The 21181-nt window shown below is 68.9% G+C and carries 17 protein-coding genes; 4 read left to right on the top strand and 13 right to left on the bottom strand.

The features are described from left to right. Positions 1–63 precede the first annotated feature (63 nt). Positions 64–444 (top strand): hypothetical protein, encoded by a 381-nt coding sequence (locus VN779_RS21600; RefSeq protein WP_325726229.1) that lies wholly within the window; start codon positions 64–66, stop codon positions 442–444. A 54-nt stretch (positions 445–498) separates the two neighbouring features. On the opposite strand, the gene VN779_RS21595 is transcribed toward VN779_RS21600, so the two are convergent. The 11 genes from VN779_RS21595 to paaN form a co-directional block, all read right to left on the bottom strand. Continuing rightward, positions 499–1002: a GyrI-like domain-containing protein gene (locus VN779_RS21595; RefSeq protein WP_325726227.1), complete on the bottom strand. Its 504-nt coding sequence runs from the start codon at positions 1000–1002 to the stop codon at positions 499–501. 43 nt (positions 1003–1045) lie between these two features. Further along, positions 1046–1558, bottom strand: coding sequence for a DUF2231 domain-containing protein (locus VN779_RS21590; RefSeq protein ID WP_325726225.1), 513 nt, complete (start codon positions 1556–1558; stop codon positions 1046–1048). A gap of 162 nt (positions 1559–1720) precedes the next feature. Next, a complete protein-coding gene (locus tag VN779_RS21585) occupies positions 1721–2440 on the bottom strand; it encodes a DUF2087 domain-containing protein (protein WP_325726222.1) in 720 nt (239 codons plus the stop codon). 69 nt (positions 2441–2509) lie between these two features. Next, entirely contained in the window at positions 2510–5083 is a 2574-nt protein-coding gene (locus VN779_RS21580) for a beta-glucosidase family protein (protein WP_325726220.1), read from the bottom strand. Positions 5084–5183: 100 nt separating this feature from the next. After that, entirely contained in the window at positions 5184–6869 is a 1686-nt protein-coding gene (locus VN779_RS21575) for an ABC transporter substrate-binding protein (protein ID WP_325726218.1), read from the bottom strand. A gap of 240 nt (positions 6870–7109) precedes the next feature. Further along, on the bottom strand, positions 7110–8192 hold the full coding sequence (locus VN779_RS21570; RefSeq protein WP_349260886.1) for an ABC transporter ATP-binding protein: 1083 nt from the start codon (positions 8190–8192) through the stop codon (positions 7110–7112). A gap of 5 nt (positions 8193–8197) precedes the next feature. Beyond that, on the bottom strand, positions 8198–9370 hold the full coding sequence (locus VN779_RS21565; RefSeq protein WP_349260885.1) for an ABC transporter ATP-binding protein: 1173 nt from the start codon (positions 9368–9370) through the stop codon (positions 8198–8200). Between the two features lie 5 nt (positions 9371–9375). Next, positions 9376–10335, bottom strand: coding sequence for an ABC transporter permease (locus VN779_RS21560; RefSeq protein ID WP_325726212.1), 960 nt, complete (start codon positions 10333–10335; stop codon positions 9376–9378). A 2-nt stretch (positions 10336–10337) separates the two neighbouring features. Then, positions 10338–11321, bottom strand: a complete 984-nt coding sequence (locus VN779_RS21555) for an ABC transporter permease (protein ID WP_325726210.1) — start codon at positions 11319–11321, stop codon at positions 10338–10340. 19 nt (positions 11322–11340) lie between these two features. Then, positions 11341–12534, bottom strand: coding sequence for a LacI family DNA-binding transcriptional regulator (locus VN779_RS21550; RefSeq protein ID WP_325726208.1), 1194 nt, complete (start codon positions 12532–12534; stop codon positions 11341–11343). Between the two features lie 442 nt (positions 12535–12976). After that, a complete protein-coding gene (paaN, locus tag VN779_RS21545; protein ID WP_325726206.1) occupies positions 12977–14650 on the bottom strand; it encodes a phenylacetic acid degradation protein PaaN in 1674 nt (557 codons plus the stop codon). 146 nt (positions 14651–14796) lie between these two features. Between paaN and VN779_RS21540 the strand changes: the two genes are divergently transcribed. From VN779_RS21540 to VN779_RS21530, 3 genes are all read left to right on the top strand, one after another. Next, entirely contained in the window at positions 14797–15450 is a 654-nt protein-coding gene (locus tag VN779_RS21540) for a TetR/AcrR family transcriptional regulator (RefSeq protein WP_325726205.1), read from the top strand. Between the two features lie 161 nt (positions 15451–15611). Continuing rightward, positions 15612–16784 carry a thiamine pyrophosphate-dependent enzyme gene (locus tag VN779_RS21535; RefSeq protein WP_325726203.1) on the top strand — a complete coding sequence of 391 codons (1173 nt, stop codon included), beginning with the start codon at positions 15612–15614 and terminating at the stop codon, positions 16782–16784. Further along, on the top strand, positions 16784–17824 hold the full coding sequence (locus tag VN779_RS21530; protein ID WP_325726201.1) for an alpha-ketoacid dehydrogenase subunit beta: 1041 nt from the start codon (positions 16784–16786) through the stop codon (positions 17822–17824). Before VN779_RS21535 ends, VN779_RS21530 begins: the two co-directional genes overlap by 1 nt. A gap of 7 nt (positions 17825–17831) precedes the next feature. Here the strand turns inward: VN779_RS21530 and VN779_RS21525 are convergent, their stop codons facing one another. Further along, entirely contained in the window at positions 17832–19847 is a 2016-nt protein-coding gene (locus VN779_RS21525) for a hypothetical protein (RefSeq protein ID WP_325726199.1), read from the bottom strand. A 213-nt stretch (positions 19848–20060) separates the two neighbouring features. Continuing rightward, on the bottom strand, positions 20061–21181 hold a 1121-nt coding region (locus tag VN779_RS21520; RefSeq protein ID WP_325726197.1), incomplete at its 5' end, for a Rieske (2Fe-2S) protein.

Genomic DNA, 21181 nt, shown 5'->3' with positions numbered 1-21181 from the left:
CAGACAGACACGAGTCGGCGACGGCAGAGGCAGCCGATGGCCGTCCGAAGCTTGGAGGACACGATGCAGGCAAGTGCCGCCGCAGGCGACCCGGCGCCGGCAACCGACGTGCCCCCACCGCGCACCCGTGGGCGCCGCGGCGCCCGCTCGACCGCGCCACTGGTCGCCGTCCCCGCCGACGGCCTCGGCTGGAGCGAGTCGGACCTCGAAGAGCTCGATCGCACGGCGCCGGGCCTGCTGCCCGGCCGGATCGTCAAATGTGACCAGGCGGGCGCCGTGGTGCTGATGCCGCTGGGCGCCGCCAGAGCCACCTATTGCGCCGCGCTGCTCCTGGCGGCGGCGAAAGCGAAGGCCGCGGGGCGCATCTGGCCCCGCCCCGGCGACCGCGTCGCGCTGCGCCGATGGCCGGATGGGCCAATAACCGTCGAAGGTGTGGTCGTTTGACTCTCTCGCGGACCTTTGCGCGCGCGCTCGATCTGGCGCCCTGTCAGATCTGGCCTACGCCTCTGGCGTGGCCAGCAGGATATTCAACTCGACCGCCCATTTGGTCTTGCGAGGTTCGGTACGCGGATCCGTCCGGTACGCCTCGTAACGGCATACGAACAGGTCCCCCGCGGGATCGTCCCTACGGTCGAACGCGTGACCGTTGGCGGCGGCCCAGTCGATCAGATGCCTATTGGCACGCCTGGCGTGGTCGCGGTAGGTCATCGTGGCGTACCGGCCGGCTGGCAGCAGCCCGGGGCGTACGCGCTCGTCGCCGTTCATCGGCTTTTCGGTGATCGCTCCGACCTCAAGGTCCATCGGGCCGTTCATGTCGATCACATGCAGCCGCAGGAACAGCGGGCCGGCTTGCGCCCCGTCGTTGCGGCTGAGCCAGCCGGACAATTCCGCGAGTAGTTTGTCGCGCTGGCTCAGCATGCCGCGAAACGGTGTCACGCAACGGATTCCGAGGTAAGGGATCTCAGCGCGTTCGGCGACGTGCGGCTCGTCAAGGATCTCCATCGATGCTCCCTCGGTCGCGCACCCGCGCGGCCGAGGACAGCTCTCAGGCGCCGGTACCGAACCCCGTGCCGACCCCCGAACCCGGCCGCGCGCTGCCGGAAACGTTGATACCGCCCCAGACGGCACGTGCGCCGGAGTCCCCGACCCGGATGCACTGGACGATGCAGACGGCGCTCACGGCTATCGCGAGGGCGGCCACCGTGACCGTCGTGGCGTGGTGCTCAGCGTAGCCCGCGCGGTCGATGACGACCAGGGCGATCGCGAGTACCGCGACCGCCCCGACGAACCAGACCAACGTCAGCCCGAGGCTGCGGTGCTGGGCCGCCAGCTTTTGCAGGTAGCTCGCGTGGTTATAGAGCGCCTGGCCGGCCAGGTCGGTCGCGTACGTGATGCCGACCATGACAATCGCGAAGATGGCGTTGACGATGCCGAACCTGCGGCGCCATGCGGGCCTGGCCGCTATCAGGATCGTGGTGACGCACACCAGCGGGATGCCCGCCACGGCCGCGTGCAGCAGCAGGATGTGGGTGGGCAGGCCGAACACCTTGACGGGCATCGGGCTTTTCTCCTGTTCGTCTTCGGTCCGGTGTCCGCCGCGCACCATCGGGCAGCGTGTGGTGTGGCTCTGGTGTCTCCCGCGGCACCCGCCAAACGGATTCGCCCAGATAGTGGTTCAGAGTTCAGTGGTTCAGCATTCGGTGGTTCAGAGCTCAGTGGTTCACAGTCCTACAGATCCGCCGCTTCGCCAATACATGTTCTCGGAACGGCTCAGGAAACCGGCATCGACGAGGTAACGACGCAACGCCGCATAGTCATCGTGGAACTTGCCCAGGATGCGATTGACCTTCGTCTCCTCGTACCGCACTCCGGGCTCGAACGACTGCGCGAGATAGTCGAGCACGACCATACGCTTCGCGTGCGCGGCTGGGACATGCGTGAGGCGGCCGCGGGCGAAGAAGCCGCGCAGCAGCGATGCCGTGCCAGGGTCCCGCACGACTGGTTCCGGCGGCAGGGCATTGTCGGCCTGGCGGGTGTTCGCTTCGGTCGCGCTGCGCAGAGTTTCCGGGACGGCGCGCCAGCGGTCATCCGACGGGTCGCCGTCGTTGAGCCCGATGCTGAGCTCGGTGTCGGTCCCGCTGCCGGACCCGGACCCGAACTCGGTCCCTGATCCGGACCGGGCTGCCGCCACCTTGGACGCGCCAGGGCCGCCCGGCTGCTCGGTGAGCCGGACGGCCAGGCCTGCCTCGTCAAGGCGAATGAGTGTCTTGATGACATCGCGCACCGGGACGTTGGCGCTCTTCGCCAGATCCTGCGGCCGCGCGCCCTGCTTGGGCGCCAGTACCAGCGCGGCGAACACTCGCAGGCGGCCCGGATCGGCCAGCAGCGCGATCAGCCTGCGTGGGTCGGGGGTCTGCTCTTCTTTGCCGCGAGCGGTCATGGCCCGATGTTAGCCACGCATTATTTGGCGCCGCCTCCGGGTTTACGTACGCCCGTCCGGCGCGCGGCATCAGCCAATAAGTACCGGCGCGGATAGGCGCAGATCGCGCGAGGAACGCCCGACTTGCAGCAGATAGCTGCCGCGCGGATGGACCCAGGCGTGCGTCTCGCCGTCCCAGCGCGCGAACGCCCGCGCGGGTACACGCAGCCGCACGTGTGTCTCCTCACCGGGCTCAGCCTGAGCCGAGCCGAGCGCGGCCAAGACCCGGATCGGGCGCTTGTACTGGGGATAGCCGTCTACGTTCCCCATTTCCGGTTCAGAGAGGTAGAGCTGGACGATCTCACGCCCGGCCCTGCGGCCCGTGTTGCGCACCGTCACGGTCACCTCGACGTCGGCTCCGGCATGTACCGGACCGATCGGAACATCCAGGCCTTCGAACATCCAGCTCGTGTAACCGAGGCCGTGCCCGAACGGGAACAGCGGTTCCCGGCCGGCCTTGTCGTACGCCCGGTAGCCGACCAGCAGGCCCTCGCTGTATTCGAGCGCTCCATCGACCGGCCGCGCCCGGCCGACCGGAACGCCGGCCTCGCTGCGCGGGATCGTCACCGGAAGCCTGCCGCCCGGCTCGACGAAGCCCAGCAGCACGTCGGCCAGCGCGTGCCCGAACTCCTGGCCCGGGAACCACACCTGGATGATCGCGGCCACCTGGTCCGCCCACGGCATCAGCACCGGCATACCGCTGTTCACCACGACCACGGTGCGCGCGTTGACCGCGGCTACCGCCTCGACCAGCTCGTCTTGGCGGCCGGGCAGCGCCAGCGTCTGCCGGTCGTAACCCTCGCTCTCGGTGCCCGCGGCCGCGCCCACCACGACCACCGCGACCTCGCTGGACTGCGCCGCCGAGACCGCCTCCTTGATCAGCGCGTCCTCCTCCGGCATCGGGATCACGCCCAGCTGGAAGCGGGTGAACTCGCCGTCGTGCCCGGACGGGTCGCAGGACGCGAACACCTCGACCAGGTCGCCCTCGTCCAGTTCGAGCACCGTGCCGATCTCGAACGGCTGCGACAGCGCCGCGATCGGGTCCTCGACCGGCGGGGCGGTCTCGGCGAGCACGACCGGCGCCGGCTCCTCGAACGGTCCGTCAAGCTCCAGCCGCAGCGCGCCGAGCCCGGCCACGGCGAACCGGTGCGGTCCCGGGGCCTGCGCGCGGTACGTCGTGCGGAAAGTCAGCTCTCTGATCTCGGCGCGGACCACCGTCGGCGGCATCGGGTCCCACCAGGTCACCTCCGGGCGCTCCAGCACGTCGGTGTGCTGCAGCCCACCGTCCTTGCCACGGATCTCAAGACGCGCGCCCGGCGCCCTGGTGGCCGGCTCGGTCAGCAACTGCGGATCGGGAGTCGGCGTGGTCAGCCAGGTCCGGCAACCCTGATGCACCGTCAGCTGGGTAGGCTCGCCGAGCGCCGCGCGCAGTCCCTCGGCGGGGGAGACTGCGATCGCCGCTCCGACCTGTGCGCTACCCAGGCCCTGATACTGCGGGCTCAACGCGTTCGGGCCGAGCAACGCGATCGAATGCGCGTTGCGCGGCAGCGGAAGCGCGCCGCCGCTGTTACGCAGCAAGGTGAACGAACCTGCCGCGGCCCGACGCAGCACCTGCCGGTCGGCCCGCGGACCAGGCTGCGCCCGCGGTTCCTCGCCGCCGAGCGCGCCGACCATCCGGGCCACCCGCAGCAGCCGCAGCGCCTTCTCGTCGATCTCCGACTCGGACACCGCGCCGCTGGCGACCGCCTCGACGAGTTCGGCGCCCCACGGGCCGTGCGGGCCCGGCATCACCAGGTCGAGACCGGCCAGCGCGGTCTCCACGGTCGAACGTGCCGCGAACCAGTCCGACACGACGGCCCCGGCGAAACCCCAATCCCGCTTGAGCACATCACGCAGCAGCTGCGTGTGCTCAGTCATCGTGATGCCGTTGAGCTTGTTGTACCCGGCCATGATCATCGCGCATTCGCCCTCGACGACGCAGGCCTCGAACGGCGCCAGGTAAAGCTCACGCAGCGTCGTCTCGTCGATCCGGGAGTCGGCCGTCCAGCGCTCGGTCTCCGCGTCGTTGCCGACGTAGTGCTTCGCCGTCGCGGCCACACCGGCCGATTGCAGCCCTCTGACCCAGGCCGCGGCGGCGCGGCCGGCCAGTACCGGATCCTCGCCGAAGCTCTCGAAGCCACGGCCGCCGAACGGGGTGCGCGCCAGGTTCACCGTCGGGCCGAGCACGATGTGGATCCCCTTGGCCCGCGCCTCCCGGCCCAGCTGCGCGGCCACCTGCTCGATCAGCTCCGGGTCCCAGCACGCGGCCAGCGCGATCGGGGCCGGCAGGCTGGAGGAGCGGTCGGCGGGGTCGAGGAACGCCCCGCGCACGCCGGCCGGACCGTCCGACATCACCAGCGGCCGCAGCCCGATCAGTGGTTGGCCCGGCAGGCTGAAGTTGTCGGCGCCGGTCAGCAGGCCGATCTTCTGCTCCAAGGACAGCGCGCCCAGCAGTTCGCGTACGGCCCCCGTATCCCGCGTCGGCCCTACGTCGCGGGCAGGATGCGGTGCCTGCCCGTCCCGCGCGGCCTGCGGGGTCCTCACGTCGGTGCGCCCCAGGTCCACCGAATCTCCCAAAAAATAGTGATAAATCAACATGATCAGGTAAAAAAGTGCCCCGGATCCGCGCAGAGTGCGGCTGCGGCGGATCCGGGGCGGGTTGTGGTTACGAGACCGGCGTCAGGTGCAGCACGGTGTACTCGATCCACGGGTCATTCGGCCGGGGGTCGATGTAGGAGTTGTCCTTCGTCGGCCATCCGGTGAAGTGCTTGGTGCTGTAGGCGTCCCAGCCGGCGCCGTACATCAGGACGACGTCAGGCACGTCGGTCGACATGGCGTGCGCCACGATGCCCAGCTGGGTGCTGATGGTCGCCGGGTCGTTGCTGCCGGCCCAGGCCTTGAGCGCGGACTGCACCGTCGGGTTGTTGTAGCGGCCGTAGTCGCCGTTGGCGGTCTGACCGATCGCGGCACTGGTGCCGTAGTCGAGCCAGTTGTCGTACTGCTGGTACGCGGTCGGGCCGCCGCCGCCCCAGTGAATCGCGGCGTCGAAACTGCCCGCGTTGAGGTCCGCGGTCCACTTGTCCGGGGTGACGCCGTTGACCGAGACCTTGAAGCCGAGCGGCTTGAGCTCCTGGGAGATCAGCGTCGCGCAGGTGAAGTAGTCCGTGTACGAGGACGGGTCCTCGATCGAGAACGACACCTCCTTGCCGTTCTTGGCCCAGATACCGCTGCCGTCCTTGGCGTAACCGGCCGCGGTCATGGTCTGGCTGACCTTGTTCGCGTCCGAGGTGGCCGGCAGGTCGTTGGCCAGGTCCGAGGGCACCTGGTCGGTGAACTCGGGCAGCAGCAGGCCGCTGGACGAGGTGGCCGGCGGCTCGTAGTTGGTCTCACCGACCTGGGAGAGCTCGGTGCGGTTGACCGCCGCGCTGACCGCCTGGCGCACCTTGACGTCGTTGAACGGCGCCTTGGTGACGTTGAGGATCAGCACCACCGTGTTGGTGGCCGGGAAGTAGTAGTGGTTGTGCGCCGGGTCCTTCGCCACGTACGTCTGGTCGATGTTCGTGACGTAGTTTCCGGCGAAGTCCAGCTGACCGCTGGTCAGCGCCTGGTTCGCCGTCGTGTTGGACACGTAGGACGGGTAGCTGACCTCGGAGACCTTCGGCGCACCCTGCCAGTAGTTCGGGTTGGCCTTCAGGGTGAAGCCCTGCGCCGAGAACTTGTCCAGGGTGTACGGGCCGGAGCCGACCGGGTTCGGGTCGGTCCAGTGCGCCGGGTCCGCCTGCGCGGACCACAGATGCTGCGGCACGATGAAGGTCTGGCCGGAGATCGCGTAGATGTTGCTGTACTGCGGCGAGCTGAAGGTGATCGTCACCGTCGAGTCATCCGCGGCGTTCGCGCCGGTGATCGGCAGGCCGTTGGCGTTGAGCGCCTTGTTCTGCTGCATGAGCTGGAACGTGTAGGCGACGTCCTTGGCCGTAAGCGGCTGGCCGTCGGACCACTTCACGCCCGAGTGCATCTTGAACGTGACGGCGGTGCCGTCGGTGTTCCAGGTGAACGAGTCGGCCAGCCACGGGTAGTACGAGTTGGCCTTGGTGATGTTCCACTGCAGCAGGGGTTCGTAGATCAGCGAGGTGGAGTTCACCTGCTTGGCGATGCTGGTCTGCACGAAGGGGTTGAAGTTGTCGGTGAACGGCGAGACCGGGTTCGACTCGATCGTCAGCGTCGCGGACTTCGAGCCGCCGGCGTTGCTGCTCGGCTTGGGCGAGCTACCGCAAGCGCTGGCGGTCAGGGCGAGCGCAGTAAGTGCTGCCGCACCTACCAGTGCCCGTGGGCGTAGCGATTTCCGGAACATTGCTTACACTCCGTTGTGTCCAGTCGGCCGTGGCCGACCATCTTTGGGGAAGACCGTGGTGGGATCTATCCGGGGTGCCAGGCGCGGTCGGCTGGGCGTGTGCCCGACATTCCGCGTCGTGGCTTGCTGAGTGCATTCCTTGCGTCTGAGCGATCTTTCGCGCGTCTCAGACACCTGGCCGACGCCGCCGGCCGGGTGGCGGGGAGCGCAGCGCGATCTCCTTTCCAAGCCGCACCGGGATCACCCCTGTGCTTCGTCGGGTGCTGAGCGGGTGGTGCGTTCCTCCACTGCGCTTGCGGACACTGTGGCGGAGGTCTTTGGGGTGGGCGTCTCGTGCAGCCAGCAGGCGCTGGTCTGACCCGGGCCGACCGGGAAGGCCGGGGGCGCCTGCTCGGCGCATTTGGCCATCGCGAACGGGCAGCGCGGGTGGAAGCGGCAACCCGAGGGCGGGCTGACCAGGCTCGGCGGTGAACCGGCTCCAGCCAGCGACGGCGCCTCGGCGCGGTCCGGGTCCGGGGCCGCGGACAGCAGCAGCTGGGTGTAAGGGTGCTGCGGACGATCGGTCAGCTGTACGGCCGGCCCGGCCTCTACCACCCGCCCGGCGTACATGACCGCGATGGTGTCGGCGAGGTAGCGCGCGGAGGCGATGTCGTGGGTGACGTACAGGATCGCCAGGCGCTCGCGGTCGCGCAGATCGGCGAGCAGGTTCAGCACACCGAGCCGGATGGACACGTCGAGCATGGAGACCGGCTCATCCGCGAGCAGCACCTCCGGCCGCACCGCCAGCGCGCGGGCGATCGCGACGCGCTGGCGCTGGCCGCCGGACAGCTCGTGCGGCATCTTCTCGATAAATTGCTCCGCAGGGGTCAACGCCACCCTGCGGAGCAAGTCCTTGATGGCGTCGTCCATGCCCAGTTCCCCGGCGGTGCCGTGGATTTTGAGCGGACGGCCGAGGATGTAACGCATCCCATGGATCGGGTTCAGTGACGCGAACGGGTCCTGAAGGACCAGCTGCACCAGGTTCGAATACGCGCGGCCGCTCGAGGGAGCGGGCTTGCCGTCGAGCAGCACCTGCCCGGCTGTCGGCTCGATCAGCCGGGCCAGCATCCGGGCCAGCGTCGACTTGCCGGAGCCGGACTCGCCCACGACCGAGGTGACCGTGCCGCGGTGCAGCACCAGGTTCACGTCCTCGACCGCGTGCACCACCGCCTTGCGCATGCTCCAGCCGCCGCGCACCGGGAAGTGCTTGGTCAGCGATCTGGCTTCGAGCGCGGGCACCTGCCCGTCCGGCGCGGCGCCGTGCGCGGGAACGTAGTTGCTCAGGTCGGTCACAGCGCGCTCCCTGCGGCCTCGATGTACGGGTCCTGCGGGTCGGAGTCGTTCAGGTCGGCGGCCAGCGCGCCGGGCCGGGCCACGATCCGCGCGCCGAGTGTGGTGGGCTCTGGCAGGGCCAGCGGCTCCGGTGCGATGAAGCCCTCGGCCTGAAGCCAGCACGAGGCGGCGCGCCGGCCGGCCGAGGGCAGCGTGAGGAGGACGGGTGCGTCCTGGCGGCACACATCCATGGCGTACCGGCAGCGCGGGTTGAACGGGCAGCCCTCCGGTACGTGTCGCAGGTCCGGGGGTGAGCCGGGGATTCCGGTCATCGCCACCCGCTCGCCGTGCAGGCCGGGGAAGGAGTTCAGCAGCCCGGCGGTGTAGGGGTGCCGCGGCGAACGGAACAATGCGGCCGCCGGCGCGTACTCGACCACTCGGCCCGCGTACATCACCGCGATGGTGTCGGCCAGCTCGATCAGCAGCGAGAGGTCGTGCGTGATGAAGAGCACTGCGAAGCCGAGCCGGTCGCGCAGCCCGACCAGCTCCTCGAGGATCTCCCGCTGGGTGACCACGTCGAGGGCGGTGGTCGGCTCGTCCATGATGAGCACTTCCGGCTCCAGGGCCAGCGCCATCGCGATCATGACGCGCTGGCGCATGCCGCCGGACAGCTCGTGCGGGTAGCTGCTGAGCCGGTCCGCGGTGATGCCGACCAGGTTGAGCAGTTCGGCGGCGCGGTCCTTCCTGGCCTGGCGGTTCAGGTCGGGGCGGTGCGCCTTGAGCACGTCGGTCAGCTGGCTGCCGATGGTCAGCACCGGGTTCAGCGCGTTCATCGCGCTCTGGAACACCACCGCCAGCTGCGACCAGCGCAGCTCGCGCATCGTCTCCGCGTCGGCGGTCAGCAGGTCGTAGTCGCCCGCTTTACCGTGGAACCGCACCTCGCCCGCGGTGATCACGCCGGGTGCGCGCAGCAGCCGGGTGACCGCGTAGGCCAGCGTCGACTTGCCGCTGCCGCTCTCTCCGGCCAGGCCGAGCACCTCGCCGCGGCGCAGCGTCAGGCTCGCGTCGACCACCGCGTGCACGGCGTCGTCGGTGAAGCCGTAGTCCACGCAGAGCCCTGAGATATCGAGCACCACGTCGCCGCGCGAGCGCGGACGCCCCGCCGATTCAGTGCGCTGGGTTCCGAGCAGGCCGCTCACACCGTCTCCTCGATGATCGTCGCCGCCGGGACCGGGGTCTTACGCACCACCGGCGTCAGGCCCAGCGTGTTGCTTGAGCGCACCCCGGCGGCCTTGAGCCCCTTGCGGGACAGGCCGGCCGCGCGCAGCCGCGGATTGATGAACTCGTCGATGCCGAAGTTGAGCAGCACCAGCGAGGTGCCGAGCAGCGCCACGCAGATGCCGGGGGCGGCGAACCAGTACCAGCCGCCGACCTGCGCCGCGGTGTTGGACTGCGCCCAGAAGAGCATCGAGCCCCAGCTCCACGGCTGGTTCGGGTCGATCGCGCCGATGAAGGCCAGGGCCACGTAGGTGCCCATCGCGTACAGCACGGTGAACACGAACGAGGAGGCGATGACCGGAACCAGGTTCGGCACGATCTCGAAGATGATGATCCGCCAGGAGCGCTCACCGCTGATGCGCGCCGCGTCCACGAAGTCCCGCTTGCGCATCGAGAGGGTCTGCGCGCGCAGCACCCGGGCGCCCCAGGCCCAGCCGGTCAGGCTGATGATCGTGGCCAGCAGGAAGGAGTTGGACTTTCCGCCGGCCGGCAGGTAGCTGTTGATCACGATCAGGAACGGCAGCGCCGGCAGCACCAGGAAGATGTTCGCCAGCATCGAGAGCAGGTTGTCGCCGATGCCGCCGAAGAAGCCCGCGGCCACGCCGATGATCACCGAAAGGAGCGTCGCGATCACCCCGGCGATCAACGAGATCATCAGCGTCGGCCGGGCGCCGATCAGCAGTTGCGAGTAGACGTCCTGGCCCTGCTGGGTCGTGCCGAGCAGGTGCTGGCCGCTCGGGTGCTGCCACGGCGTGCCGACCAGCTTGAGCGGGTCCGGGTACGGCGCGATCGACGGGCCGAAGATCGCCATCAGCGCGAAGAACAGGAACAGGCCGAGACCGAACGCGATCTTGGGCGATTTCAGGACGCGCAGCATGCTCAGGCCTCCTGTCGGGTGCGCGGGTCGAGGAGCACGTACACCGTGTCGGCCAGCAGGTTGGCCGCCAGCACGGCGAAGGTGATGATCAGGAAGATGCCTTGGATCAGCGGGTAGTCCACGTTGGTCACCGCGCTCAGCAGCAGGTTGCCGAGTCCGGGGTAGGAGAACACCAGCTCGGTCAGCAGCGAGCCGGCCACCACGAAGCTGAGCGCGTTGGCGAACCCTGAGATGCTGGGCAGCACCGCGTTACGCGCCGCGTAGTAGATGACCCGCCGGTTCGGCAGCCCCTTGGCCTGCGCGACCAGGACGTAGTCCTCATCCATGGTGGTCACCATCATGTTGCGCATCCCGACGATCCAGCCGGCCACCGAGCTGACCACGATGGTCAGCGCCGGCAGGACCGCGTGCTGTATCGCGCTGCCGATGAAGCCGGGGTTCAAGCCGATCACGTAGTTGTTGGTGTCGTAGCCCTTGAAGTCCGCCGGGAACCAGTGCAGCTGCTCGGCGAAGAAGTACAGGAACACCGTGGCCAGGAAGAAGTACGGGATCGCCTGGAAGAAGGTGGCGGTCGGCAGCACCTGGTCGAGCACCGTGCCGCGCTTCCAGCCGACCATCGCGCCCACCAGGGTGCCGATGATGAAGCTGAGCACCGTGGCCGTGCCGACCAGGATCACGGTCCACCACAGGGCGGAGCCGATGACGCTGGCCACGGTTTCCGGCGAGTGCGAGACCGAGATGCCCAAGTTGCCCTGGAACAGCTGGCCCCAGTAGGTCCAGTACTGCGACATCAGCGACTGCCCGGTACCCATGCCGAACTGCGCCTCGAGCGCGGCCACCGAGTTGTGGTCCAGGCTCGGACCGGCCGCGGCCATCATCGCCTGCACCGGGTTGCCCGGCATCAGGTGGGGCAGGAAGAAGTTCACGCTGATGGCCACGAACGCGGTCACCGCGTAGAACATGAGTCTGCGTATCAGGGTAGGCATTGTCTTCCTACGGCACCCTTCAGGCGGTTCTGGGGAAGGAGGGCGGCGATTCGGCGGCGCAGCCACAACTGCCGCGCACCACGACCTGCACCGGCAGCACCAGCTGCCGCTCATCAGGACGCTCGCCGCTGATCATCGAATAGAGCACGTCGAAGGCCATCGCGCCGAGGTCCTGAATCGGCTGGCGCACGGTAGTCAGCTGCGGCACCACGTGCCGGGCAACCGGGATGTCGTCGAAGCCGGTCACTTTCACATCGCCCGGCACGTGATAACCGCGCTCTTGCAGCGCGTGCAGCACACCGAGCGCGGTCTGGTCGTTCGCGCAGGCGATCGCGTCCGGCATCGCGGTCCCCGAGTCGAGCAGGGCCCTGATGACGCGGGCGCCGCCGGTGGCGCTGTACTCACCGGTCCAGTGCGGGCCGGCGATCACGCGCACGTCGTACTCGGCGGCGGTCTCGCGTACCACCCGGTGACGCGCGACGCTGTCGGGGCTGTCGGCGTGACCGGACAGGTAGGCGATGCTGGCGCAATGGTGCACCTCGATCAGATGCTTGATCAGGTCACGCATGCCGCCGATGTTGTCGCCGCTGATGTTCACGCTGGCCCGGGTCGGCGTGCCGGCCAGGGTCACCACCGGCACCCGGTCGGCGAGGCGCACGATCCCGGAGGGGGTGAGCACCCGGTCGTGCAGCAGCATCCCGTCGCTCTTGCCGGCCAGGTTCGCGATCCGCGGCCCGGGGGTGTGGTCGTCCACTTCGACCGAGCTGAGCAGCAGGTCGAAGCCGCGGTGCTGGGCGGCGATCTGCACGCCCCGGTTGATGACGTCGACGAACGCGAGGTTTTCCGACTCGTCCTCGAACACCGGGTCGTCCGGCGGCGCGAGCGGGGCGCGCCGGTAGACCACGGCGATGATCTCCTTGAGCCGGCTGGAGAGCGCGCGAGCGGCGCCGTCCGGCACGAAGCCGAGTTCGGCCACCGCGCGCAGCACCCGGTCACGGGTCTCCGGACGCGGAGTGGCGTGGCCGTTGAGCACTCGGGAGACCGAGGCGATCGAGACCCCGGCGTGCCGCGCCACGTCGTAGATGGTCAGCGGGGCGGTCGCCTTGCGGGGCTCCGCGGTCAGCACATCGACGGCCGCTCCGTCCAGGGGGAGCAGCGCGGTGTCGAACGCTGAGTCCGCAGCGTGTTCTGGCGTCGCGTCTTGGGGCACCACGGTTCCCTCCCTTCGGGATGCGGCGTTGCATACGGGAGCACTGCGTGCGTTTCGAGTGGGCCGGTTCGGCTGTGCTGGTTTTATGAGCTGGTTCGGTCGGTCGGGTTCCAACTGCGTCTGTTTCAGAACCCCGCGAGCCGGGGCGCACCTCGGCAAGCGGACGGTTCGGCCGGGTTGCGGCGTCACCGGTACGAACGGAGCAAAAGCACACAATCCCGTCCAGGTAAGCGCTTGCGTAAGCGCTTACCCCTCGGGGATGCCGGAAACGTACATCCTTGAGAGCGCTCTCACAAGCCCCCCGGCGACAGCCCCGTCGAACGTTACTTCTCTGTTACCGGACGCGGCGGGAAAGCAAAGAAAGGACCTGCCACGGCGCTGAAGCCGTAGCAGGCCCTGTTTCCGCTGGTGTCAGCGGTGTTTCGAAGGACCGTCGAAACGCGATCTACGCGGGCCGGCGGGACTGTACGAAGCGGAATCTCGACGCGACGAAGCCGTGATCGGTGTAAGTAGCATTCGCGGCCGGGTTCAGGCCGGTGCCGTGGTAGTCGGAGAAGCCGGCGGACTGGTTCATGTACACCGCGCCGGTGAGGTTGATCGACAGGTTCGCGCCCGCGTCCCAGGTCGCCTCCTCCGTGGCCGCGATGACCGACTCATCGGTCGAATACACCGCGGCGGTGAGCGCGCCGTTGCGCGAGACCGTACGCCGGTAGAGGTCGATCGAGTGCTTGGTGTCCTCGGTGGCGATGAGGAAGGAGACCGGCCCGAACCATTCGTGCTCGTACACGCTCGCGTCGGCCGCGTCCACGGCCGCGATCAGCGGCGTGCGCACGGTCGCCTCGGGGAACTCAGGGTGCTTCACCTCCCGCGACGCCAGCACGGTCTTGCCCACGCCCTCAGCCTGGGTCAGCCGTTCGACGATGAACGGGTTGACGACCGCGCCGAGCACGGCGCTCGCCCGTGCGTCGTCGCCGAGCAGTTTGTCCACCGCCGCCGCCAGATCCGAGCCGAACTGCTCGAAGGAGCGGACCTCGTCGCCGACCCGCACGCCATCGCGGGGCACCAGCAGGTTCTGCGGCGCGGTGCACATCTGCGCGGTGTACAGCGAGAGCGAGAAGGCGAGATGGTCGAGCGCGGCAGGGTACTGATCCGCCGGGAACGAGTCCACGATGATCGTGTTCACCCCGGCCTTCTCGGTGAACACCTGCGCTTGTACGGCTTTGCGCTCGAGCCAGTCCCCGAACTCGTTGGAGCCGGTGAAGTCGATGATGCGCACCTCGGGCCGCAGCGCCAGGGTCTTGGCCAGCCGCTCCGCGGGCTCCTCGGCGGCCAGCGCGACCAGGTTCGGGTCGAACCCGGCCTCGGCCAGCACCTTCCGCGCGACCTGCACGGTCAGCGCCAGCGGCAGGATCGCGTTCGGGTGCGGCTTGACCAGCACCGCGTTGCCGGTGACCAGGGAGGCGAACAGGCCCGGGTAGCCGTTCCAGGTGGGGAAGGTGTTGCAGCCGATGACCAGGGCGATTCCGCGCGGGACCGCGACCCACTTCTTCGCGAGCCGAACCGGCGGGCGCGAGCCCTGAGGCTTCTCCCACAAGGCTTGCGACACATGGGAATTCATCGCCGAGTATCCGTACACGACGGCTTCGAGACCGCGGTCCTGCGCATGCGGTCCGGCGGCCTGGAATGCCATGCCGAACGCCTGGCCCGAAGTGTGCATCGCGGCGTATGAGACCTCGAAAGACAGCTCATTGAGCTGAGTCAGGATCTCGATGCAAACGGCCGCCCTGACTTCTGCTCCGGCATCCCGCCAAGCCGGCAGACCGGACGCCATGGCGGGCAGTAGCGCATCAATATCAGAATGCGGATACGTGACACCGAGTTCGAACCCGTATGGCGAGCGCTCGCCGCCGACCTGCCCGTCGGTGCCGGCCTGTTCCAGCGGGAAAGCACCGCCGAGCAGCCCGTCGAACCAGGCCTTCCCCGCGGCGGCGCGCTCCTGCGGGTAGGCCTTGATCTGCTCCGGGAAGTGCGTGAAGAACTCGCGGGTGCGGATCGCGGCCAGCGCGGCGTCCAGGGTAGGACGATGGCGGGCGACCAGGTCGGCGGCGTTGCCGGTCATGGCGGCTCCTTGCGAGGATGCGGGACTGCGCGAGCAGTGCCGGTACTGATTCGACGCGCGTTCTTCTTAGAGTAACCGAACGTTCGGTAGTCTGGCAGGGTAGGTCGGCAGGCATCCGAGCACCACCCACAGGAGGCCAAACCGTGGTGAGCACACCCCCCGCCGCCGTCTCCGCGGCCGCCGCCTCGACAGCCGCCCCGACCGCCGGGCGCAAAGACAGCCACAGCGTCGAGTCGCTGCTGGCCGTCGCGGTCGAGGTCTTCAACGTGCGCGGCTATGACGGCACCTCGATGGAGGACCTGGCGAGGGCGGCCGGCATCACCAAGTCCTCGATCTACCACCACGTGTCGGGCAAGGAAGAGTTGCTGCGCCTCGCGGTGACCCGGGCGCTGGACGGTCTGTTCGGGATCCTCGACGAGCCGGGTGCGCGCGAGGGCCGGGCCGCTGATCGGCTTGAGTACGTGGTGCGCCGCACCTGCCTTGAGCTGGTCGAGAAGCTGCCGCACGTCACGCTGCTGCTGCGGGTGCGCGGCAACACGGTTGCCGAGCGCGACGCGCTCGACCGGCGCCGCGACTTCGATCACCGGGTCGCCGAGCTGGCCGCAGAGGCGATCGAGGAGGGCGACCTGCGCGCCGGGCTCGACCCGCGGCTGACCGCGCGCCTGGTCTTCGGCATGGTCAACTCGATCTCCGAGTGGTACCGGCCGGGTGGGCGCGGAGCTGGGGTCGAGGCGGGGGAACTGGCCGACGCCCTGGCTGCCATCGTGTTCGAGGGCCTGCGTAATCCGCCTCGCCGCTAACCCGGTTCGCGAGTCGGCCAGCTGCGCGCCAGCTCTGCGTCAGGTCTTCGAGCAGTCGTTCGTCCCACAGTGTGGACACCGCCCCGCGCGTCACGCAGACTGGGGCCGTACGCCCAACCGAACCTTCGGTCGGGAACCGAGACCGGCCCCGTGGAGAACCCATGACGCTGCTCGACCTGCCCTTGGCGGCTACCCGCGGCAACCCCGCGGCCGCCGCCTCGTACTGGGACACCGATCCGCTGCGCTATCTCGATGAGCACGGCGCACCGGTCGAGGGGGGCCTGCGCCCGGCCCCGGACTTGCTTGCCGGGGACCGATTGCTCGCGCTGTATCGGGCGTTGCGGCTGGCTCGTGCCTTCGACACCGAGGCGACAGCCCTGGTGATGCAGGGGCACTTGGCCGTGTACCCCTCCTCGCGTGGGCAGGAGGCGTGCCAGACTGCCGCGGCGCTCTGCCTTGAGCCGCAGGACTGGCTTTTCCCGACCTACCGGGATACCGCCGCGCTCGCGGTGCGTGGCATCGATCCCGTTGAGGCGCTGACGTTGCTGCGCGGTTCGTGGCATTGCGGCTACGACTCGAAGCGCTGGCGCACCGCTCCGCAGTGCACTCCGTTGGCGACTCAGGCCCCGCATGCGGTCGGCTTGGCGTTGGCCGCGAAGATGGCCGGCGACCCGGTTGTCGCGCTGTGTCTGCTGGGTGACGGCGCGACCAGTGAGGGCGACTTCCACGAAGCCTGCAACAGCGCCGCGGTGTATCAGGCTCCTGTGGTGTTTCTGGTGCAGAACAACCAGTACGCGATCTCCGTGCCGCTGCGCAAGCAGACCCACGCGCTGTCCTTGGCAGGCAAGGGCGTCGGCTACGGCATGCCCGGCGTGCGCGTCGACGGCAACGACGTCATCGGCCTGATGCACGTGCTCGGCGAGGCGATGGAGCGGGCCCGCAGCGGCGGCGGCCCGACGCTGATCGAGGCGATCACCTACCGGATCCGGCCGCACACCAACGCGGATGACGCGAACCGTTATCGCGACACCAGCGAAGTAGACCTGTGGCTCGGCCGCGACCCGGTGGACCGCCTCGCCCGCTATCTGACCGCGATCGGCCACCTCGACGCGGGCCTGGACACGGCGATCGGCGAGGAAGGCGCGAAGTACGCGGCCGCGATGCGCGAAGAGCTGGTGCGCGAGCCCGAGGTGGACCCGGCCGACATGTTCGATCACGTATTCGCCAGCCCCACCCCGCAGCTGCGCGCGCAGCGAGCCATGATCGAGGCGGAGGCCGCCGCCGTACAGCGCGACGGGCAGCAGCATGACGCGGCGCAGGGCGGGCAGGCCTGATGTCCGTGGCAACCGCGTCCCCCTCCCTGCCCGCCGCGACTCCTTCCGCGCCCGCGCCGGCCAAGCCCGCGACCCTCACCCTCGCCAAAGCGCTCAACCAGGCGCTCGCCGACGCGATGACGGCAGACGAACGGGTCGTCGTCTTCGGTGAGGACGTGGGCGAACTCGGCGGTGTCTTCCGGGTCACCGACGGCCTGGCCGCGCGCTTCGGCGAGAGCCGCTGCTTCGACACCCCGCTGGCCGAGGCCTCGATCCTGGGCACCGCGATCGGCATGGCGATGTACGGCTACCGGCCGGTGGTCGAGATGCAGTTCGACGCCTTTGCCTACCCGGCCTTCGAGCAGCTTGTCAGCCATCTGTCGAAGATGCGCAACCGCACCCGCGGCGCCCTGCCGATGCCCATCGTCATCCGCATTCCTTATGGCGGCGGCATCGGCGGCGTCGAACACCACAGCGATTCATCAGAGGCCTACATCGCGCACACCCCGGGCATCCACGTGGTCACCCCGGCCACGGTCGAGGATGCCTACTGGCTGCTGCGCAGCGCGATCGCGTCGCCGGATCCGGTGGTCTTCTTCGAACCCAAGCGGCTGTACTGGTCCAAGGCGCAGCTCACCCTTCCGGTGACCACCGGGCCGATCGGCACGGCCGCGATCCGGCGCACCGGCCGCGACCTGACCCTCATCGCCTACGGCCAGAGCGTGCCGGTCGCTCTGGAGAGCGCGCAGCACGCCGCCGAACTCGGCTACGACCTGGAAGTCCTGGACCTGCGCAGCCTGGTGCCCTTCGACGACGCCACCGTGCTGGCCAGCGTCGAGCGTACCGGCCGTGCCATCGTGGTCCACGAGGCCGCCGGGTTCGCCGGGTTCGGCGCCGAGATCGCCGCTCGGGTATCAGAGCGCTGCTTCTACCGGCTCGAAGCCCCGGTGCTGCGAGTCACCGGACTGGACATCCCCTACCCGCCGCCGAAGCTCGAACACTGGCATCTTCCGAGCGTCGACCGCGTGCTGGACGCGGTGGAACGCGCCATGTCCGCCTGAGCCTGGCCTAAGCCCGGGACCGCGCCTCGGCATCATCCGGTGCCGTCCCCGGTCCCGGCACGTGCCCGCTGACCGGGTCGAGCCGGCGGATCGGCGCGTCCGGAGCCACCCCGAAGACGACGGCGAACACTTCGGCCGCGAGGATCCCCTCCGGCGAATCGGCGAAGATCGGCTCGGACAGGCAGTACTGCTGACCGGGCCGGTCCTCGACCTCCAAGCGCACCTGCGGCACGTGCGCGTCCTCGCCCGGCCCCGGTCCCCGGCCGCTGGCCGTGAGAATCCCCTCGATCCTGGTCGACGCCAGGTAACGCGCGCCCGTGGCGTCCTCTCCCGCCGCTTCGGTATCCCAAATGCGCAGCAGTAGTCTGCGAAGCTCCGCACCGTTGTGCAGGTTCGCGTAGCGCATGCCGTCGAGCGGCCGTGCCACCTGCCATTTCGACTCGAACTGGAGCTGCGCGAACTGGCCGAGCGAGGCGTCGTTGCCGATCTCCAGATGCTTCACCCGCGAGGTACGCCGCTGGTAGGGCAAGAAGGCGACCATGATCCGGTCGTCCACCTGATGCACGCTGCACTCCGGCAGCCGGTCATAGAGCCGTACTTCGAGCCGGTCCGCGGCCACCCCGTCCATCGCGGTCTTGCGTGCCAGTCGTCGCAGCTCCCTGATGTTTTCCTCGATCCTGGTGTCGAACGCCGGATCCTGGATCTCGGCGGCCCGGTCCTGCGCCACCTGAGTGGTCGGGGCCAGCAGCAGCACCTGCACCTTCACCCCGCGGGCCAGCGCCTGCTCCATGGTGCGGATCAGCGGCGCGCCACCCTCGGCGATCAGCGTGGAACTGGTGTCCAGGATCCGGATGACCTCTTGCGACTCGCCGATGAGATCGACCAGCGTGCGGGTCGGCAGCGAGTCGTACTCGCGCGGCCGGTCCGTCGGCGTGGACACGTCCGCTTCTGGCCGCAGCAGGTGGAATCCGGCGTCGGGGCGGCGCGCGTACTTGGCGTAGAACTCACGGTCCAGCACCCGTGCCACCGGATCGTCCGAGGCGATCGCCTCCGGTTGGAACACAGTGCTCTGATCACCGAATCGGATGCGCAGCGCGGGATTGGCATGGATCGCCGCGTCGATCCGCTTGCTGATCAGATAGGTGGCGTTGTCGATGTGCACGAACCGCACCAGCAGGTCCCTGTTCGCCTGCTCGTCCACCACCAGCACCGGAAGCAACTGCGGGATCGGGGCCGCGTCCGCCCAGATCGCCTCGAACTGGTCCAGCGCCTCCCGGCCCAACTGCGACTGGTCGGTGATCTCCAACTGCGTGGACTGATTCGACAGGGCGTGCGGCGGCAGGAAGGCGAACAGCGCCCGATCATCCCAGCCGTACAGCGTGAACGGCGCGGCCACGGTGTACAGCCGCAGCTCGAACCGGCCGTGCGGCAGGCCGTTGCCGACCGCCAGGATCGCCGCCTCCAGCAGCCGGAAGTCCGCGATGTTCGCCTGGATCCGGTCGTTGATCCACAGCCCGGGCATGGTCTGGCGCAGCTGGAACTCGCGCAGCGCCGAGGCGTCGGTGTTCGGGCTCATCAGCAGCACCCTGATGTCCGCGCCCTGGATCGCGGCATCTCGCAGTGCTCTGATGGCGCCGTCGTGATCGTTGCCGAACATGCCGGAGAAGGTGTCCAGGATCCTGATCTGCTTGCGGGCCTCGCCGACCCGGCGCAGGAACCAGCCGTAGTCGAGCCGCGGATGCTGGCGGATCTGCTGCGCCGCGGCCTGCCGCACGATCGGCTCGATGAGGAAGAGCACGATCATGCCGCCGATCAGGTCCCCGGCGGAGTTGAGCAGGAAGTTCGGCCAGAAGCCGCTGTGGAAGCCGGTGCTCCACGAGGTGACCGCGAGCGCCAGCACCAGCGAGCCGAGCAGCAGGAAGGCGAACACGTTGGGCCGCCGCGTCCACAGCTCGCGCAGCCGCGCCGCGGGGCGCCGTCGGCGCCGTGCGGGTAGCCGTGGCGGCTCGGGCTGCTGCTGCATTTGCGGTTGCCGCGGCTGTTGCGGTGACGCCAAACCGTTGCTCTGGGACGCCTCAGAAACCGCCAACGTGCGCCTCCCCAGTTTCCGCTACGACCGCCCCCTGACGTGCCGTCAGTCCCGCGGAGACTTGACGACACCTTGTCAGAATGGCACAGCCGCGCGGCACTGTGCGACCGGAACCGCGAGGAAGGCAGGGGAAAACCCTGCGCCTGATCAGTGCACTGTGGACGCCGTGATCTCCGGGAAAGCGGCGTCTTGCGCGGCGTCTTCACCGTCGCCGGATCGGCACGGCCGACTCAGCAGCTTGCGATCATCACTGGTGAGGCAGCGACCGGTGGCCAGCTCGAACTCCCAGCCGTGCAGCTGACAGGTCAGCACGCCGTCGCGCACCGTGCCGAAGCGCACCAAGTCGGCCTTCAGGTGCGGGCAGTGCCGCTGCACCACGTAGCCGTCGACGCGCGCGTAATCCTCGACTCCTGACGATTCGGCGTAGTAGCCCTCGACGTAGGTCATCCGCTCTACGGAGAGGCACTTGAAGAACGTGTACACGTACTCGTTGTAAGGACCCTTACGCGAGGCCTCGAACCGGCAGGAGAGGAACAGTTCGTTCACCCAGTCCTGCTCGCGGTGGCGCACCAGCTCCTCGATCAGCGGCCGGGCCACCCGGAAGCGGTAGCGCACTTCCTCTTGCGCGTACAGATCGATCCGCCGGTCCAGAAAGTCGAAGAGGATCAGCTCGTCCGCTGCGCCATCTACCGCCGCCACCTCCAGCAGGATTCGGCCGTTGAGCCCGGCGCAGGTCTGGTCCGCGGTCGCGATCAGCGGCTCCACCCACTCCTTGAGCTGCCCGACCAGATCCGAGCGGTCCGCCGGAAGCGCCGCCTTGATCTCGTCGATGACCGGCTGCACCTTCTCCTTGTACGAGAGCAGATACGCGCGCCGGTCGTCCCGGATCCGGGCCACCTCGGTCTCAGGGATCTGCTCCACCGCGCAGCCGCCGTCCGCGGACAGCTCCACGGTCGTGCCGGTCAGGAACAGGTGCGCGTTCTCCCGGCCCTGCTCGGCCAGGTACTCGAGGAAGACGAACTGGTCCGGGAAGACGTTCGCCTCATCCCGATCCACGTCGTTGAGGTGAAAAAGATCATCATCCAGAAAGCACGGCGGCCCGGCGAAGGGGAAGACGTGCGCCGCGTGGTACTGGTCCATGTACTTGAGCGCGCGGGCCATTCCGTTGCGCCGCTTGCGTTTGCCGACGGTCTCCTTCATCCGGTCCGGGAAGTCGTACACCATCGGGTACCAGATCGCGCCGGAGTACTGCAGGAAGTGCCCGTGCA

Origin of the sequence: Actinocrinis sp., assembly GCF_035605935.1 — a bacterium.
GTDB lineage: Bacteria > Actinomycetota > Actinomycetes > Streptomycetales > Catenulisporaceae > Actinocrinis.
This window is presented reverse-complemented; position numbering and strand designations above follow the sequence as displayed.

Coding starts and splice junctions, on each gene's coding strand:
- VN779_RS21600 (WP_325726229.1), top strand. CDS start 64: ATGCAGGCAAGTGCCGCCGCAGGCGACCCGGCGCCGGCAACCGACGTG.
- VN779_RS21595 (WP_325726227.1), bottom strand. CDS start 1,002: ATGGAGATCCTTGACGAGCCGCACGTCGCCGAACGCGCTGAGATCCCT.
- VN779_RS21590 (WP_325726225.1), bottom strand. CDS start 1,558: ATGCCCGTCAAGGTGTTCGGCCTGCCCACCCACATCCTGCTGCTGCAC.
- VN779_RS21585 (WP_325726222.1), bottom strand. CDS start 2,440: ATGACCGCTCGCGGCAAAGAAGAGCAGACCCCCGACCCACGCAGGCTG.
- VN779_RS21575 (WP_325726218.1), bottom strand. CDS start 6,869: ATGTTCCGGAAATCGCTACGCCCACGGGCACTGGTAGGTGCGGCAGCA.
- VN779_RS21560 (WP_325726212.1), bottom strand. CDS start 10,335: ATGCTGCGCGTCCTGAAATCGCCCAAGATCGCGTTCGGTCTCGGCCTG.
- VN779_RS21555 (WP_325726210.1), bottom strand. CDS start 11,321: ATGCCTACCCTGATACGCAGACTCATGTTCTACGCGGTGACCGCGTTC.
- paaN (WP_325726206.1), bottom strand. CDS start 14,650: ATGACCGGCAACGCCGCCGACCTGGTCGCCCGCCATCGTCCTACCCTG.
- VN779_RS21535 (WP_325726203.1), top strand. CDS start 15,612: ATGACGCTGCTCGACCTGCCCTTGGCGGCTACCCGCGGCAACCCCGCG.
- VN779_RS21530 (WP_325726201.1), top strand. CDS start 16,784: ATGTCCGTGGCAACCGCGTCCCCCTCCCTGCCCGCCGCGACTCCTTCC.
- VN779_RS21525 (WP_325726199.1), bottom strand. CDS start 19,847: ATGCAGCAGCAGCCCGAGCCGCCACGGCTACCCGCACGGCGCCGACGG.